Source organism: Pseudomonas sp. H1_D04, from assembly GCF_054683855.1.
This window is the reverse complement of sequence record NZ_CP162826.1, coordinates 4,557,609-4,572,152: the sequence shown is the minus strand read 5'-3', so window position 1 is coordinate 4,572,152 and position 14,544 is coordinate 4,557,609. Positions and strand designations below refer to the sequence as shown.

The window sequence follows — 14,544 nt, the reverse complement described above, 5'->3', positions numbered from 1 at the left end:
CCGGGCAGTGATGCCATAAACCTATGCCCGGCACATGAGACAAACAAGCTGTGAAACTTGACAGGTGCTCATCAGCATCCTTGTAGACAAGGCCGCTAAATCACCACGTTGCGCACAAAGCGCACGGCGACCTCGCCATCGTTGCGATAGGCGTGGGGCTGGTGGCTGGCGAACATGAAGAATTCGCCGGCGCCGATGGTGTTTTCCTGATCGCCCACGACCAGCGTCAAGCTGCCATCGAACACAAACAGCTGCTCGCTCCAGCCTTCCAGGTCGGGGTCCGGGCAATAGCGGTCACCGGGTTCGAGGCGCCACTCCCACAATTCAACCTCGCGCCGCGCGGTGGCCTTGGCCAGCAATACCGCCTTGCTCCCGGCAATTTCACCGGCCCAGGCCAGTTCGTTGATGCGGCTGTGATCGCGTACGTCCGGAGCCTGGATTAGGTCGCTGAAGGCTACGTCCAATGCTTCGGCCACGCGGTCCAAAGTGGACAAACTGACGTTTTTCTCGCCTGCTTCAATGGCCACCAGCATGCGCCGGCTGACCCCGGACTTTTCCGAGAGCGCGGTCTGGCTCAGGTCGGCGGCGTGGCGCAGGCGACGAACGTTTTGGCTGACGTGCTGCAGGACCGAAGCCCGTTGTGGATTTTCTTTGTGCACTATATTGCTCAATAGGTGGGTGTGCGCAGTATACTGCCCAGCGTGCGGCGCATTGTGCGGTCCGTACCTTTCCCTGTGCAAGACCGAGCCGCCATGACCACCACCAAAACCCCTTCGCGTTTCAACCGCTTCAGCAAAGCCGAATGCATTCTGGTGTTTATCACCATGATCTGGGGCGGCACCTTTTTATTGGTGCAGCACGCTATGACGGTGAGCGGTCCGATGTTTTTCGTGGGTCTGCGCTTTGCGGCTGCGGCCATCGTGGTGGGTTTCTTCTCGTTGCGCACGCTGCGCGACCTGACCTTGTTTGAATTGAAGGCCGGGGTGTTTATCGGTGTGGCGATCATGTTTGGCTACGGCTTGCAGACCATCGGCCTACAGACGATCCTGAGCAGCCAGTCGGCGTTTATCACCGCGCTCTACGTGCCGTTCGTGCCGTTGTTGCAATGGCTGGTACTCGGCCGTCGCCCTGGGTTAATGCCGAGCATCGGCATCATGCTCGCGTTTGCCGGGTTGATGCTGTTGACCGGGCCTGCGGGGGCTTCGCTGAATTTCAGCCCAGGTGAAATCGCGACCTTGATCGGTGCCATTGCGATTGCGGCGGAAATCATCTTGATCAGCGCATTTGCCGGTCAGGTGGATGTGCGCCGGGTGACGGTGGTGCAATTGGCCACAGCCTCACTCCTATCGTTTTTGATGGTGGTGCCGATGGGCGAGGCGCTGCCGGGGTTTTCGTGGTTGCTGCTGTTCAGCGCCGTGGGCTTGGGCTTGACCAGCGCGGTAATCCAAGTCGCGATGAACTGGGCGCAACAGAGCGTTTCACCGACACGAGCCACGTTGATCTACGCCGGCGAGCCGGTGTGGGCCGGTGTGGTGGGGCGGATTGCCGGCGAGCGGTTCCCGCCGATTGCGATGCTGGGGGCGGTGTTGATCGTGGTGGCAGTGATTGTCAGCGAATTAAAGACGAAGGGGCAGAAAGCGCTCGCGTTGGCTGAAGAGCTGGAGCAAGAGCGTCAGAATTGAGGTTCGTGTTTTGGAGTTGCCTCGCAGCCCGGCAAGAGCATACGCCCTCGCCACAGGGGTAATTCCAGCCTAATGAAACAATGCCAAATGGGAAGTTTCAGCCTACCTTGTAGGATCCTGCCACATCTTGCCGTTTGGTGATCATCAAAGCGGCACGTATGATGCATCCCAAACTCCCGCAGATTAGAAGCCTATGTCCCTGATAGTTCTACTGCTTCTGCCATTCATTGGCAGCTGTCTAGCGGCCTTGCTGCCGCACAATGCACGTAACACCGAATCCCTGTTGGCCGGCCTTGTGGCCCTGGTCGGCACCATTCAAGTCGCCCTGCTCTACCCCCAGATCGCCCACGGTGGCGTGATCCGCGAAGAATTCATGTGGTTACCCAGCCTTGGGCTGAACTTCGTGTTGCGCATGGATGGGTTTGCCTGGCTGTTCTCGATGCTGGTGCTCGGCATCGGCGCGCTGGTGGCGCTGTATGCGCGCTACTACATGTCGCCGGACGATCCGGTGCCACGTTTCTTCGCATTTTTCCTGGCTTTTATGGGCGCGATGCTCGGGCTGGTGATCTCCGGCAACTTGATTCAAATCGTGTTTTTCTGGGAACTGACCAGTCTGTTCTCGTTCCTGTTGATCGGTTATTGGCACCATCGCGCCGATGCGCGACGCGGCGCCTACATGGCGTTGATGGTCACCGGTGCAGGCGGCCTGTGCCTGTTGGCAGGCGTGATGTTGCTGGGGCATATCGTCGGCAGCTATGACCTGGACCTGGTGCTGGCGGCGGGCGATCAGATTCGCGCGCACGCGCTGTACCCGGTCATGCTGGCCCTGGTGCTGATCGGCGCCTTGAGCAAAAGCGCGCAGTTCCCGTTCCACTTCTGGCTGCCCCACGCCATGGCGGCACCGACCCCGGTGTCTGCCTATCTGCACTCGGCGACGATGGTGAAGGCCGGCGTGTTCCTGCTGGCCCGCCTGTGGCCCTCGCTGTCGGGCAGCGAAGAATGGTTCTGGATCGTCGGCGGTGCCGGCGCCCTCACCCTCCTCCTCGGCGCTTACTGCGCCATGTTCCAGAATGATCTCAAAGGCCTGCTGGCCTACTCCACCATCAGCCACCTCGGGCTGATCACCTTATTGCTGGGCCTCAACAGCCCGCTGGCGGCCGTCGCGGCGGTGTTCCACATCCTCAACCACGCCACCTTCAAAGCCTCGCTGTTCATGGCGGCGGGCATCATCGACCACGAAAGCGGCACCCGCGACATCCGCAAGCTCAGCGGCCTGGTACGCCTGATCCCGTTCACCGCGACCCTGGCGATGGTGGCGAGCGCATCCATGGCCGGCGTGCCATTGCTCAATGGATTCCTGTCCAAAGAGATGTTCTTCGCCGAAACCGTGTTTATCTCGGCCACTCAGTGGGTGGAAATCGCCCTGCCGATGATCGCAACCATCGCCGGCACCTTCAGCGTGGCCTATGCGCTGCGTTTTACGGTCGATGTGTTCTTCGGTCCGCCTGCCAAAGACCTGCCCCACACACCCCACGAGCCACCACGCTGGATGCGTGCCCCCGTCGAGTTGCTGGTATTCACCTGCCTGCTGGTGGGCATTTTCCCGGCCCAGGTGGTCGGCTCGATCCTCGCCACTGCGGCACTGCCGGTGGTCGGTGGTGTACTGCCGGAGTACAGCCTCGCCATTTGGCACGGCTGGAACGCGCCGATGATCATGAGCCTGGTGGCCATGACCGGTGGCGTGGTGCTCTACCTGATGCTGCGCAAGCAGCTCAAGCTCGGCCGTTTCAAGTACCCGCCGGTCATCAGCTACTTCAACGGCAAGCGCGGCTTTGAGCGCAGCCTGGTGGTGATGATGCGCGGCGTGCGCAAAATCGAAAAACGCATCAGCACCAAGCGCCTGCAGACCCAGTTGTTCCTGCTGGTGATCGTCGCGGTGATCGGCGCCATGATCCCGATGTTCAACAGCGGCCTCAGTTGGGGCGACCGGCCGAAGATCCCCGGCTCCATCGTGTTCGTGACCCTGTGGCTGCTGGCAATTGCCTGCGCCCTGGGCGCCGCCTGGCAAGCCAAATACCACCGGCTGGCGGCACTGACCATGGTCAGCGTGTGCGGCCTGATGACGTGCATCACCTTCGTATGGTTCTCCGCGCCCGACCTGGCATTGACTCAACTGGTGGTCGAAGTGGTCACCACCGTGCTGATCCTGCTCGGCCTGCGCTGGCTGCCACGGCGGATCGAAGAAGTCTCGCCACTGCCCAGCTCGCTACGCAAGGCGCGCATTCGCCGCCTGCGTGACTTCCTGCTGTCTACCGTTGTCGGTGGCGGCATGGCGCTGCTGTCCTACGCGATGCTGACGCGCCAGACGCCCAACGATATTTCCTCGTTCTACCTGAGCCGCGCCCTTCCCGAAGGCGGCGGCAGCAACGTGGTAAACGTGATGTTGGTGGACTTCCGTGGCTTCGACACCCTCGGCGAAATCACCGTGCTAGGCGCCGTGGCGCTGACGGTGTACGCCCTGCTGCGGCGCTTCCGCCCGTCCAAGGAAAGCATGCAACTGCCTGCACAACAGCGCCAACTGGCGCCGGACGTGGCGACCGACCTGGTCAACCCGCGCCAGGCCAGCGATACCGCCCTGGGCTTTATGATGGTGCCGGCAGTGCTGGTACGCCTGCTGCTGCCGATTGCCCTCGTAGTGTCGTTCTACCTGTTTATGCGCGGCCACAATCAACCGGGCGGCGGTTTTGTCGCCGGCTTGGTGATGTCGGTGGCGTTTATCCTGCAATACATGGTGGCCGGTACGCAGTGGGTCGAGGCACAAATGAGCCTGCGGCCAATGCGCTGGATGGGCTTCGGCCTGTTCTCGGCAACGCTGACCGGGATCGGCGCGTTGTTTGTCGGCTACCCGTTCCTCACCACCCACACCTGGCATTTCAGCCTGCCGCTGCTGGGCGATATTCATGTCGCCAGCGCGCTGTTCTTCGACGTCGGCGTATACGCCATGGTCGTCGGCTCGACCTTGCTGATGCTCACCGCCCTCGGTCACCAGTCAGTGCGCGCGCACAAACCGAGCAACCAGGCCAAAGTAGTCGCCGCAACAGAAGGAGCCGCCTGATGGAAGAAGTCATCGCAATTGCCATTGGGGTCCTGGCGGCCTCCGGCGTCTGGTTGATCCTGCGGCCACGGACGTTTCAGGTGGTGATGGGCCTGTGCTTGTTGTCGTACGGGGTCAACCTGTTCATTTTCAGCATGGGCAGCCTGTTTATCGGTAAAGAGCCGATCATCAAGGACGGCGTGCCGCAAGACCTGCTCAACTACACCGATCCCCTGCCCCAGGCACTGGTGCTGACGGCCATCGTGATCAGCTTCGCCATGACCGCACTGTTCCTGGTGGTGCTGCTGGCGTCACGGGGCCTGACCGGCACGGACCATGTAGACGGCCGGGAGCCCAAGGAATGAACTGGGTCAACCAACTGATCGTCGCCCCCATCCTGCTGCCGTTGCTCACCGCAGCGCTGATGCTGATGCTCGGCGAAAAACGCCGCCCGCTCAAAGCCAAGATCAATCTGTTCTCCAGCGTCATCGGCCTCGGCATCGCAATCCTGCTGTTGTACTGGACGCAAAAAGGTGGGCCCGGCTCGATTGGCGTCTACCTGCCGGGCAACTGGCAGGTGCCATTCGGCATCGTGCTGGTGGTGGATCAACTCTCGGCATTGATGCTGGTGCTTACTGGGATTATCGGCGTGAGCGCGCTGTTGTTCGCCATGGCCCGCTGGGACCGTGCCGGTACCAGCTTCCATGCGCTGTTCCAGATCCAGATGATGGGCCTTTACGGCGCGTTCCTCACGGCGGACCTGTTCAACCTGTTCGTGTTCTTCGAGGTGCTGCTGGCCGCGTCCTACGGCTTGATGCTGCACGGCTCGGGCCGCGCGCGGGTGTCGTCGGGCCTGCATTACATTGCGATCAACCTGCTGGCGTCGTCGCTGTTCCTGATTGGCGCGGCGATGATCTACGGCGTTACCGGTACGCTGAATTTTGCTGATCTGGCACTGAAAATCCCGCTGGTACCGGAGGCCGATCGCGGCCTGTTGCATGCCGGTGCGGCGATCCTCGCCACCGCGTTTTTGGCCAAGGCCGGCATGTGGCCGCTGAACTTCTGGCTCGCGCCCGCTTACTCCTCGGCCAGCGCGCCGGTGGCGGCGATGTTCGCGATCATGACCAAAGTCGGCGTGTACACCGTGCTGCGCCTGTGGACGCTGCTGTTCTCCGGCCAGGCCGGCGCTTCGGCGTTGTTTGGTGGCGACTGGCTGGTGTACGGCGGCATGGCAACCATCGTCTTCGCTGGGCTAGCAATGGTGGCGGCGCAACGTCTGGAACGCATGGCGAGCCTGAGCATCCTGGTGTCGGCCGGCATCCTGCTGTCGTCGGTGGGTTTCGCCCAGCCGAGCCTGACCGCTGGGGCGCTGTTCTATCTGGTCAGCTCGACCCTGGCGTTGAGTGCGCTGTTCCTGCTGGCCGAATTGATCGAGCGTTCGCGCTCGGCCAATGACCTGCCGTTGGATGAAGAAATCGATGCATTGCCCAAGGCCATGGAGTCGTTGCACCCGCGTCCAGGGGTCAACCTGGATGACGAGCAGAAAGCCGTAGTCGGCCAGGTAATCCCCTGGACCATGGCGTTCCTGGGCTTGAGTTTTGTCGCCTGCGCACTGCTGATCATCGGCATGCCGCCGCTGTCCGGGTTTATCGGCAAGCTCAGCTTGCTGAGTGCGCTGGTCAATCCACTGGGCCTGGGCAGCGGCCAGGAAGGCCCGATTCGCCCTGCGGCCTGGGGCCTGATGGCATTGCTGATCCTGTCCGGACTGGCCTCGCTGATCGCCTTCGCCCGTCTGGGTGTCCAGCGTTTCTGGACCCCGGAGGAGCGTCCATCGCCCTTGCTGCGCCGCTACGAATGCGTGCCGATTTTCTTCCTGCTGGGCCTGAGCATCCTGCTGACCTTCAAGGCCGAGCCGCTGATGCGCTACACCCAAGCCACCGCCCAGAGCCTGAACAACCCGGAAAGCTACGTGATGGCGGTCATGGCCACGCGACCAGTGCTCAGCCCTGAAGCCAAGACGGCCGCTCTGGAGGTGCAACCATGAAGCGCTTGCTCCCTGCCCCGTGGTTGTCCCTGGCATTGTGGGTGCTGTGGCTGGTGCTGAACCTCTCCGTCAGCCCTGGCCATCTGCTGCTGGGTGCTGCGCTGGGGGTGCTCGCCCCACTGCTGATGGCGCCGTTGCGCCCGCTGCCGATCCGTATCCGCCGACCTGGCGTAATCATCCGCCTATTCTTCCTGGTGGGCCGCGATGTGATCGTCTCCAACCTGCAAGTGGCCTGGGCTGTGCTGACATGCGGCTCGCGCCCACCGCGTTCGCGCTTCATCAAGATCCCCCTGGACTTGCGTGACGCCAACGGCCTTGCCGCCCTGTCGATGATCACCACCGTGGTGCCCGGCACCATCTGGTCGGAACTGGCGCTGGATCGCAGCATCCTGCTGCTGCACGTCTTCGATCTGGAGGACGAAGTGGCCTTCATCGAACATTTCAAAAGCGCGTACGAGCGGCCATTGATGGAGATCTTCGAATGAGCGCCCTGCTCTCCAATGCAATCCTGTTCAGCCTGTTCCTGTTCTCCCTGGCCATGGTGCTGACGCTGATCCGCCTGTTCAAAGGCCCTTCAGCTCAAGACCGGGTACTGGCGCTGGACTATCTGTACATCCTGGCGATGCTGATGATGCTGGTGCTCGGTATTCGTTATGCCAGTGACACCTACTTTGAAGCGGCGCTGTTGATTGCGTTGTTTGGCTTTGTGGGCTCGTTTGCCCTGGCGAAATTCCTGCTGCGCGGGGAGGTGATTGAATGATGCCGTTCTGGATGGAAATCGTGGTCGCGGTGCTGCTGGTGTTGAGCAGCGTGTTTGCGCTGATCGGCGCGATCGGTTTGCTGCGCATGAAGGACTTCTTCCAGCGCATGCACCCGCCTGCCCTGGCCTCGACGTTGGGAGCCTGGTGTGTAGCGTTGGCGTCGATCGTGTATTTTTCGGTACTCAAGTCCGGGCCGGTGCTGCACGGGTGGTTGATTCCGATTTTGCTGTCGATCACCGTGCCGGTGACCACGTTGCTGCTGGCCCGTACGGCACTGTTTCGCAAGCGCATGGCCGGTGATGACGTGCCGGCCGAAGTCAGCAGCCGCCGCGCCGATAAAACACCGTAGCTCCGGCACTTTATCAGCGCTAGCTCGCGAAGCTCGTCAACGATAACGCAGCACTTCATGCTGAATCGTGGCGCACTCAGGTTTTCGCGAGCAAACTTCGCTCCAACAGTGATTGAAGGTCCGCCCGCCTCAGGGCGTGCAAGGACTCAAGCGCCGCCACGGCTTGGCTGAACCGCTCAATACAAAGTTCAGGTCAGGCCGATTATTCTGCGTCCAGTGGGCGACCTCGTAGTTGTAACCGTCATAGGACACCTTCTCGTTGGGCGTCGCGTAGGCCTTGCTCGCCACCCAGACCGGCGCGCAGTTACCGGCTTGTGGGGCTGTGACGTTAACCGTATGACTTGCACTGGCGCTGCGATTGTCGGCATCGGTCACCATGAGGTTGATGGTGCGTGGGCCAGCCGTGGCAGGCGCGGTAAGGATCGGACCGATCCCGGAGGAAGACGCCGGCGAAAACTCATTTGCCATCCATGCATAACGCAGGTTGCCGCCGCTCGACCCCGCGCCCGACAGAGTCAGCGTCTTGCCTGCCTCCACGGAAATCGGACCGCTGATTATCGCCTGCGGTGCAGGGCTGTCCACTGGCTTGGGCTCTATCAGGACGTCCTTGGACAGCGAAGTCGGATTGGGGGAACCGGTGCGGTAAACCAGCACCGTAACCCTGCCGGTCGTACTTTGAGTGACCTCGGGCGCCTTCGCCACGATATTCGGGGCGCTCACATTCTGGTAAGCAAACGCCGGCGAAAACGCCCAGCTATAGCCGCGAACATCCCGCAGATCACTGACGACGGCGGTAAAGACAGCCACCTCACCGGACATCAGCGTCTGCGGCCCCTCTACCCTGTCGGGTTCGGGCGTGGGCTCATCGGACTCGACCTGAATGCTGCGCGTGACGGTATTACTGCGGTTCTCGCTGTTGGTCACCGTCAGCGATACCGGGAAACTGCCCGCTTTCTCAGGCGCTTTGAAATCAGGTGCCACTGCGGATGAACTGGACGGCTCAAAATCAGCGGCATTCCACCGATATGTCATCTTGGCCGACGAATGAGGGATCTCTGAACTGGACCCATCCAACTGAAAGGTTTGAGCGCTTTTTATCGACGAAGGCCCCTGGATTTTGGCATAGGGGTCAGTGTCTACGGGTTGCCTGCGCCTGACGACAACGGAGGTTTCCAGTGTCACGGTATCGGCCGGAAGGCTGATTTTTTCAGGATAAGGATCGTTCTCGGTGCCCGGTAACTTCATCAGCGGCGTGACACTGACACTGAACGTAAAGGGCGTACTGACAGAGGGCGTGGGGGCAACGATGCGCAAACTCTTCTGCGTCACGCCGATGGGCTGGGTCCATCCGTCCGGCACGGCCCAGCGATATTGAAATTCGGGATTCTCTGCGCCTTCGTGGGAGATGTCGGCCGTCAATTCCACCCAGGTCCCTCCGTTAGCGGAAGAGGCGCCAATGATTTCCCCTTTGATCCGCACGGAGGGAAGGACTTTCAGCGTCTCACTCCGGGTGTTCGCCATCTTGCCGTCAGTAATCTGCACCTCGACCGGGTACTCCATGAATTGCGGCGCCGATGGGGCCTCAATCATCGCGTAACGCCCGTTGACCTGCGGATTGAGTTCAACAGGGATCTTCCAACGATACGTAAACGGCGCTGCGCCTGCATTGGGCACACTCGTCGATCCCGCCTCCACCATCAGGGGAGCGCGACTGTTGCGGTAAGAAGACGCTATGGGCTCACGTTTCTCCCCGGTTTTTATCTTCATGACAACTGACGGGGCAAAAACAAGCGGCACGTCGTTACCCAGGTACGCATGCAGCAATCCGCGAATCTGCCGCTCGTTGACCGCCCCCCAACCAGCCTCGTGCCCCTTCACACCATAACGTCCACCGCCCATGATCCCTTGGGGTGCGGGGCCGTACGTACAGTCTTTGTGGATGGTGTAAAGGCCTAACGTGCCAGCTTCAACCGCATTTTCTTCGGTTGGCAAAGGCGTTTGCGGACTGATCAGATCGCCCCACTTGATTTTTTCCCTGTCAGTCTGACGGGTGATATTCGGCGCCGCAGGCTCGACATCGAAGCACGTCTCGCCAGCGTCATAGGACGCATATTCATCCGCCAACCTGAACAACGCATGACCGATTTCATGGGGAATCGAGGTGATGGCCAGCGGCGTATTGGCAGACGGTTTAAAGATATAAATCTTATTGGTACTGGCGAGACCGCCGACGCCGACCTGATGGTATGTAAATTTTGAAAGTTTAATCGAAACGTCATAGATGCCATGCCCCAGTTGATTACTGTGCCGCGTGATCGTTTCAATATTCTTAGTATCCGGCTCACCCGATACCGGCGAAACATGGTCAAAGCGTAAAAAACCCACTTTATCTTTAATCGCATCGAACACAGTATCGCCCATAATAATATCGATGGCGGCCTGGGTATCGTCACGAAAGGCCTGCATATCGTCTTGGGCATAACCATCGCCGACAATTGCAAACACCAGCGGCTTTCTCTGGGTGCTACCGTCCGGATTAAGCATGACCACCTTGTCGCTGTCGATATCGCCTAGGACACCGCGCAAAGGTGCTCGCTTCGCCAAGCGTTCGATGGCCTGGCGATCGAGTTCCAGTAACGGCTTGCGCATCGCTGCGCCATCGAGTGAGTCAACCGCCTTGAGGTCAATACGAAAGATCTTGATCCTGGACACTTGGCTGTCGTAAGGAAGTAATACTTCTTCAGTGCCTTCTACAGCAGATTCCGCACTGACACTTGATATTGCACCTGTTATCTCATTAAAAACTTCGCCGCGACGATAACGACTGTCATTAATGGTGCTGCTATAAAGCGTATTGCCATTGGCGTCCACAGTAATAACTTTCCATCCCCGCTCAACATCGGCATGTTCCGCCAAAATCGCCGGAGGCACCTTGTAATTACCGAGGGAAACTTCAGCAACATCTAGCGCATCGTGCTGACTTTGCAGTTGCATCCACACACTTTGAGCTTGGGAGATCGGCATCCACACCAGTAGCGCCAATACAGTTAATATCTTATTCATTCCAATATCCTTCGTACCGGTGAGGAGATCAAAATTCTTTAAGAGATAAAACTGTTTCGCCGCACACTACGCTAACGTTCTCTGATTTAAGTCAGGATCATAAATCGATGTTTGTCAAGAAAGGTGACTCAGGCACATTGCCGCGAGTCAAACCCGGCAACTGCAATTAACCATCGTCCGGTACACCACTCGGCTCATAGTGAACACCTGCCAGCCACTCCACGGCAGCGTGTTCGCGCTGATCGGTGCGACCGGGTTGTTGCGCATGAAGGACGTCTTCCAGCACATGCAGCCGCCTGCCCTCGCCTCGACGTTGGGGGCCCTGGTGTGCTGCTGGCAAGTACGGCGCTGTTTCGCAAGCGCATGGCCGGTGATGACGTGCCCGCTGAAGTCAGCAGGCGCCGCTGAGCTCTGAGGCGAACACGGTAAAAATGTGGGAGGGGGCTTGCCCCTTCCACATTTGGATCTGTGCTCATTCAAATAACCGCCAGCTTGAACATCGGCTTGGTCGTGGCGCCCTTCTAAGGCCATGATGGCGCGGGCATCAGAACAAATAGCAATTTTCCGAACTGTTCCAGGACGTACGCGATGAGCAAACCCTACACCCCCGCCACCGCCGCGGCCGATGTCGAAAGCACCCTCCACTGGCTCGGCGGGCGCTGGAAGCTGATCATCCTGTTCCACCTGTTCGGCGGTCAGGTGCAGCGTTATTCAGACCTTGAGCGACTGATCCCGGATATCTCGCAGAAGATGCTCGCTCAGCAATTGCGCCAACTCGAAGCCGATGGCCTGGTGCAGCGCACGGTCTACCCGGTGGTGCCGCCCAAAGTGGAATACAGAATGACCGAATGGGGTCAGAGCCTGTGCCCAGTGCTGGATGGCCTGCTCAAGTGGCAAGCGGCCAAACCCGAGGCCTAAACCGTGGGAACGGTGCCGCCGTCGATCACATACTCAGTGCCGCTGATAGACGCTGCACGCGGCGATACCAGGAAGGCAATCAAGTCAGCGACTTCTTCAGGCTTGGCGGGACGCCCGAGCGGAATACCACCCAGTGCTTGCATGATGATCTGCTTGCCACCTTCGTAATCTGTGCCCGCCTCTTGCGCCAGACGCTCTGCCAGCGCCACCGCCGCATCCGTCTCCACCCAACCCGGCGAAACACGCACCACCCGAATGCCCTTGGGCGTGACTTCCTTTGACAGGCTCTTGCTGTAGGTCGCCAAAGCCGCCTTCGCAGCGGCATACGCCGTGGTGGACTCCGGCAAAGGCAACTCACGCTGGATCGACGTGACATGAATAATCACGCCGGCCCCACGCTCGATCATTCCTGGCAACAGCGCCCGATCCACTCGCACCGCCGCCATCAGGTTCTGGCCCAACGCACTCGCCCACTGCTCATCATCGAGCACTGCGAAACCGCCGCCTGGCGCGCTGGAACCGCCAAGTACATTAACGATGATGTCGACGCTGCCGAACTGGCTTTTCACCGCGCCGGTGGCGCACGCGCAACCGGCGGCAGTGCCGAGGTCGGCGGCGATGAAATGCACGCCTTCGGGTGTCGATTCCACCGCCGAACGCGCGACCGAAATCACCTGGACGCCTTGTTCCTGCAACACGGCAACCACTGCGGCGCCGATACCTTTGGTGCCGCCGGTGACCAAGGCGCGAAGGCCTTTCAGTTGAAGATCAAAACTCATGGGAAACCTACTCCTGGATAAACGGAGGCCACAGGATAGGAACGGGACGAAGAGGCCACAAGAACGCACGAAAAGGTAATGGGCTAACCAAAAAGTTAGGATCCGGATTCAGGGGGTCGCAGGCCATGGAGCACATCGTCCAACGTCCTGGATCAACCAACTTCCTATACGTCCTAGCACTCAAAAAGGGGCATAAGGGCTATTTATATTGGCGCTCGGTTGTTGCACCTGATGATTAAAGTAACATTGGCGCCCAGCCCAACATCACCCGCAGGCTGCCGTTACGTCCACACGCAAAAAGGAGTTTTCGCCATGGATATCAAATGTTCGGTTTTTATCGCAGCCAGCGTCGACGGTTTTATTGCTCGCCCCGACGGTGATATCGAGTGGTTGCACAAACCGGAATACGAAACCGCCGAGTTGAACGGCGTGACGTATGAAAGCTTCATCGCAACGGTCGATGCGCTCGTGATGGGCCGCAAAACCCTGGAGAAAGTCTTGTCCTTCCCCGAATGGCCCTATGAGGGTACGCCGGTCATTGCGCTCTCTCGCCAACGACTGGAGCTACCTGAGTATTTGGAGGGCAAGGTCGAGGTCATGGCGGGAGACGTGACCTCACTCGTGGTAGCGTTAGCCGAACGCGGTATGAAGCATCTTTATATCGACGGTGGCCAAACGGTCCAGGCGTTTCTTGAAGCGGGCCTGGTTGATGAGCTGATCATTACGCGTATCCCGGTTTTGCTGGGGCAAGGCATTCCATTGTTTAGCCAGGTTGGCAGTGAGCATGGGCTTCGCCATGTCGGAACCCAGGTGTCGGACAATGGTTTTGTTCAGAGTCGATATCAACTGACAGCCGGCACTCGCGCCGCGTAACACGGACTGGAGGTCAGGATGACTAAACATATTATTGTCATTGGCGGCGAGTCCGCCGAAGACATGCAGCGCATGACGCACATTGACGAACATATCGTCGCTTCATCAGGCAAAACACGCCCTACCGTGCTCTATATCTCCACAGCCAGTGGGGATGACCGAGTCAAGATTTTTGACTTCACGGCCAAATATGAGAGCGCTGGTTGCAGCGTACGCACGCTGACATTTTTCATTCCACCCTTTCCCAGTCCGGATCATATGTCTTCGTTGTTTGAGCAAGCCGACATCATCTACGTGGCAGGCGGGAATACCCGCGCCATGCTGGCTATCTGGCGTGAATTTGGCGCAGTGGGCCTTCTGACAAAGGCATGGGAAAACGGCAAGGTCCTGTGTGGTGTCAGCGCTGGGGCGATTTGCTGGTTTGAATACGGGCACTCCGATTCAGGGGGAGCGTTCGCCCTGATTGCCGGCCTGGGTTTTCTGCCAGGAGCGCTGTGTCCGCATTTCAGTTCAGAGGCGGGAAGAGAGACTTCGTTTGTTGAGCTTGTCCGGCTCAAAGGCGCACAACCCGCCTACGCGGTCGATGATGGCGTCGCCCTGCATTTCAAGGACGGCAGATACCACGAGACGATTCATAACGACGCGACAAATAATGCGTATGACGTCACTACGGCACCTGCGTATCTAACACCACTTTCGCAGGTTTCCGGCGGCTAGATCCGTCCTTTTTCCAGCTACGGTCCTCTGAAGGAACAGACCGTGAGCCCACCCATCGCACTAGTCGCAGGAAGCCCGGTTTCCCGGCTTCGAGGACGCAGGCACTCTCCCAATGTGGGAGATGTCGAGCTTTAGCGAGGCTTCGAAGGCGGCGGCACTGTTGGCAGGTATGTTGGCTGAGACAGCGCTATCGGGTGAGCCGCTCACTAAAACGGTGCAAAAAAAAACGCCCCGAACCAGTCGGGGCGTTTTTCATCCAGCGTT

At 59.4% G+C, this 14,544-nt stretch carries 13 protein-coding genes and 1 pseudogene; 11 read left to right on the top strand and 3 right to left on the bottom strand.

From position 1 onward, the window contains the following. Positions 1–95 precede the first annotated feature (95 nt). Entirely contained in the window at positions 96–659 is a 564-nt protein-coding gene (locus AB4N82_RS21220) for a helix-turn-helix domain-containing protein (protein WP_122765487.1), read from the bottom strand. Between the two features lie 93 nt (positions 660–752). Here AB4N82_RS21220 and AB4N82_RS21215 point away from each other — a divergent pair, with 93 nt between their 5' ends. From AB4N82_RS21215 to AB4N82_RS21185, 7 genes are all read left to right on the top strand, one after another. Continuing rightward, on the top strand, positions 753–1,682 hold the full coding sequence (locus tag AB4N82_RS21215; protein WP_095184419.1) for a DMT family transporter: 930 nt from the start codon (positions 753–755) through the stop codon (positions 1,680–1,682). A 193-nt stretch (positions 1,683–1,875) separates the two neighbouring features. Next, positions 1,876–4,797, top strand: coding sequence for a monovalent cation/H+ antiporter subunit A (locus AB4N82_RS21210; RefSeq protein WP_122765488.1), 2,922 nt, complete (start codon positions 1,876–1,878; stop codon positions 4,795–4,797). Then, positions 4,797–5,141, top strand: coding sequence for a Na+/H+ antiporter subunit C (locus tag AB4N82_RS21205; protein ID WP_003192163.1), 345 nt, complete (start codon positions 4,797–4,799; stop codon positions 5,139–5,141). The genes AB4N82_RS21210 and AB4N82_RS21205 overlap by 1 nt, the downstream gene beginning before the upstream one ends. Continuing rightward, a complete protein-coding gene (locus AB4N82_RS21200; protein WP_032889777.1) occupies positions 5,138–6,820 on the top strand; it encodes a monovalent cation/H+ antiporter subunit D in 1,683 nt (560 codons plus the stop codon). Before AB4N82_RS21205 ends, AB4N82_RS21200 begins: the two co-directional genes overlap by 4 nt. Next, positions 6,817–7,305: a Na+/H+ antiporter subunit E gene (locus tag AB4N82_RS21195; protein WP_032889779.1), complete on the top strand. Its 489-nt coding sequence runs from the start codon at positions 6,817–6,819 to the stop codon at positions 7,303–7,305. Before AB4N82_RS21200 ends, AB4N82_RS21195 begins: the two co-directional genes overlap by 4 nt. Next, positions 7,302–7,580 (top strand): K+/H+ antiporter subunit F, encoded by a 279-nt coding sequence (locus AB4N82_RS21190; protein ID WP_005789171.1) that lies wholly within the window; start codon positions 7,302–7,304, stop codon positions 7,578–7,580. The genes AB4N82_RS21195 and AB4N82_RS21190 overlap by 4 nt, the downstream gene beginning before the upstream one ends. Then, a complete protein-coding gene (locus AB4N82_RS21185) occupies positions 7,577–7,930 on the top strand; it encodes a Na+/H+ antiporter subunit G (RefSeq protein WP_032889780.1) in 354 nt (117 codons plus the stop codon). The genes AB4N82_RS21190 and AB4N82_RS21185 overlap by 4 nt, the downstream gene beginning before the upstream one ends. Before the next feature lie 129 nt (positions 7,931–8,059). On the opposite strand, the gene AB4N82_RS21180 is transcribed toward AB4N82_RS21185, so the two are convergent. Next, the gene (locus AB4N82_RS21180) at positions 8,060–10,993 is read right to left on the bottom strand and encodes a M64 family metallopeptidase (protein ID WP_122765489.1); all 2,934 of its coding nucleotides are present in this window, start codon (positions 10,991–10,993) and stop codon (positions 8,060–8,062) included. 229 nt (positions 10,994–11,222) lie between these two features. Between AB4N82_RS21180 and AB4N82_RS21175 the strand changes: the two are divergent. Continuing rightward, positions 11,223–11,401: pseudogene (locus tag AB4N82_RS21175) on the top strand (monovalent cation/H(+) antiporter subunit G). Between the two features lie 180 nt (positions 11,402–11,581). After that, complete coding sequence (locus AB4N82_RS21170; RefSeq protein ID WP_122765490.1) at positions 11,582–11,911, top strand: winged helix-turn-helix transcriptional regulator; 330 nt, start codon at positions 11,582–11,584, stop codon at positions 11,909–11,911. Here AB4N82_RS21170 and AB4N82_RS21165 read toward each other — a convergent pair. Continuing rightward, positions 11,908–12,690: an SDR family oxidoreductase gene (locus AB4N82_RS21165; RefSeq protein ID WP_122765491.1), complete on the bottom strand. Its 783-nt coding sequence runs from the start codon at positions 12,688–12,690 to the stop codon at positions 11,908–11,910. The genes AB4N82_RS21170 and AB4N82_RS21165 overlap by 4 nt on opposite strands. 312 nt (positions 12,691–13,002) lie before the next feature. Between AB4N82_RS21165 and AB4N82_RS21160 the strand changes: the two genes are divergently transcribed. Then, positions 13,003–13,563 (top strand): dihydrofolate reductase family protein, encoded by a 561-nt coding sequence (locus AB4N82_RS21160; RefSeq protein ID WP_122765492.1) that lies wholly within the window; start codon positions 13,003–13,005, stop codon positions 13,561–13,563. Between the two features lie 18 nt (positions 13,564–13,581). After that, positions 13,582–14,280: a Type 1 glutamine amidotransferase-like domain-containing protein gene (locus tag AB4N82_RS21155; RefSeq protein WP_122765493.1), complete on the top strand. Its 699-nt coding sequence runs from the start codon at positions 13,582–13,584 to the stop codon at positions 14,278–14,280. Positions 14,281–14,544: the final 264 nt, after the last annotated feature.

Excerpts from the sequence above, each read along its gene's own strand:
- AB4N82_RS21215 (WP_095184419.1), top strand. The coding sequence starts at position 753 with ATGACCACCACCAAAACCCCTTCGCGTTTCAACCGCTTCAGCAAAGCC.
- AB4N82_RS21210 (WP_122765488.1), top strand. The coding sequence starts at position 1,876 with ATGTCCCTGATAGTTCTACTGCTTCTGCCATTCATTGGCAGCTGTCTA.
- AB4N82_RS21205 (WP_003192163.1), top strand. The coding sequence starts at position 4,797 with ATGGAAGAAGTCATCGCAATTGCCATTGGGGTCCTGGCGGCCTCCGGC.
- AB4N82_RS21200 (WP_032889777.1), top strand. The coding sequence starts at position 5,138 with ATGAACTGGGTCAACCAACTGATCGTCGCCCCCATCCTGCTGCCGTTG.
- AB4N82_RS21195 (WP_032889779.1), top strand. The coding sequence starts at position 6,817 with ATGAAGCGCTTGCTCCCTGCCCCGTGGTTGTCCCTGGCATTGTGGGTG.
- AB4N82_RS21190 (WP_005789171.1), top strand. The coding sequence starts at position 7,302 with ATGAGCGCCCTGCTCTCCAATGCAATCCTGTTCAGCCTGTTCCTGTTC.
- AB4N82_RS21185 (WP_032889780.1), top strand. The coding sequence starts at position 7,577 with ATGATGCCGTTCTGGATGGAAATCGTGGTCGCGGTGCTGCTGGTGTTG.
- AB4N82_RS21180 (WP_122765489.1), bottom strand. The coding sequence starts at position 10,993 with ATGAATAAGATATTAACTGTATTGGCGCTACTGGTGTGGATGCCGATC.
- AB4N82_RS21170 (WP_122765490.1), top strand. The coding sequence starts at position 11,582 with ATGAGCAAACCCTACACCCCCGCCACCGCCGCGGCCGATGTCGAAAGC.
- AB4N82_RS21165 (WP_122765491.1), bottom strand. The coding sequence starts at position 12,690 with ATGAGTTTTGATCTTCAACTGAAAGGCCTTCGCGCCTTGGTCACCGGC.
- AB4N82_RS21160 (WP_122765492.1), top strand. The coding sequence starts at position 13,003 with ATGGATATCAAATGTTCGGTTTTTATCGCAGCCAGCGTCGACGGTTTT.
- AB4N82_RS21155 (WP_122765493.1), top strand. The coding sequence starts at position 13,582 with ATGACTAAACATATTATTGTCATTGGCGGCGAGTCCGCCGAAGACATG.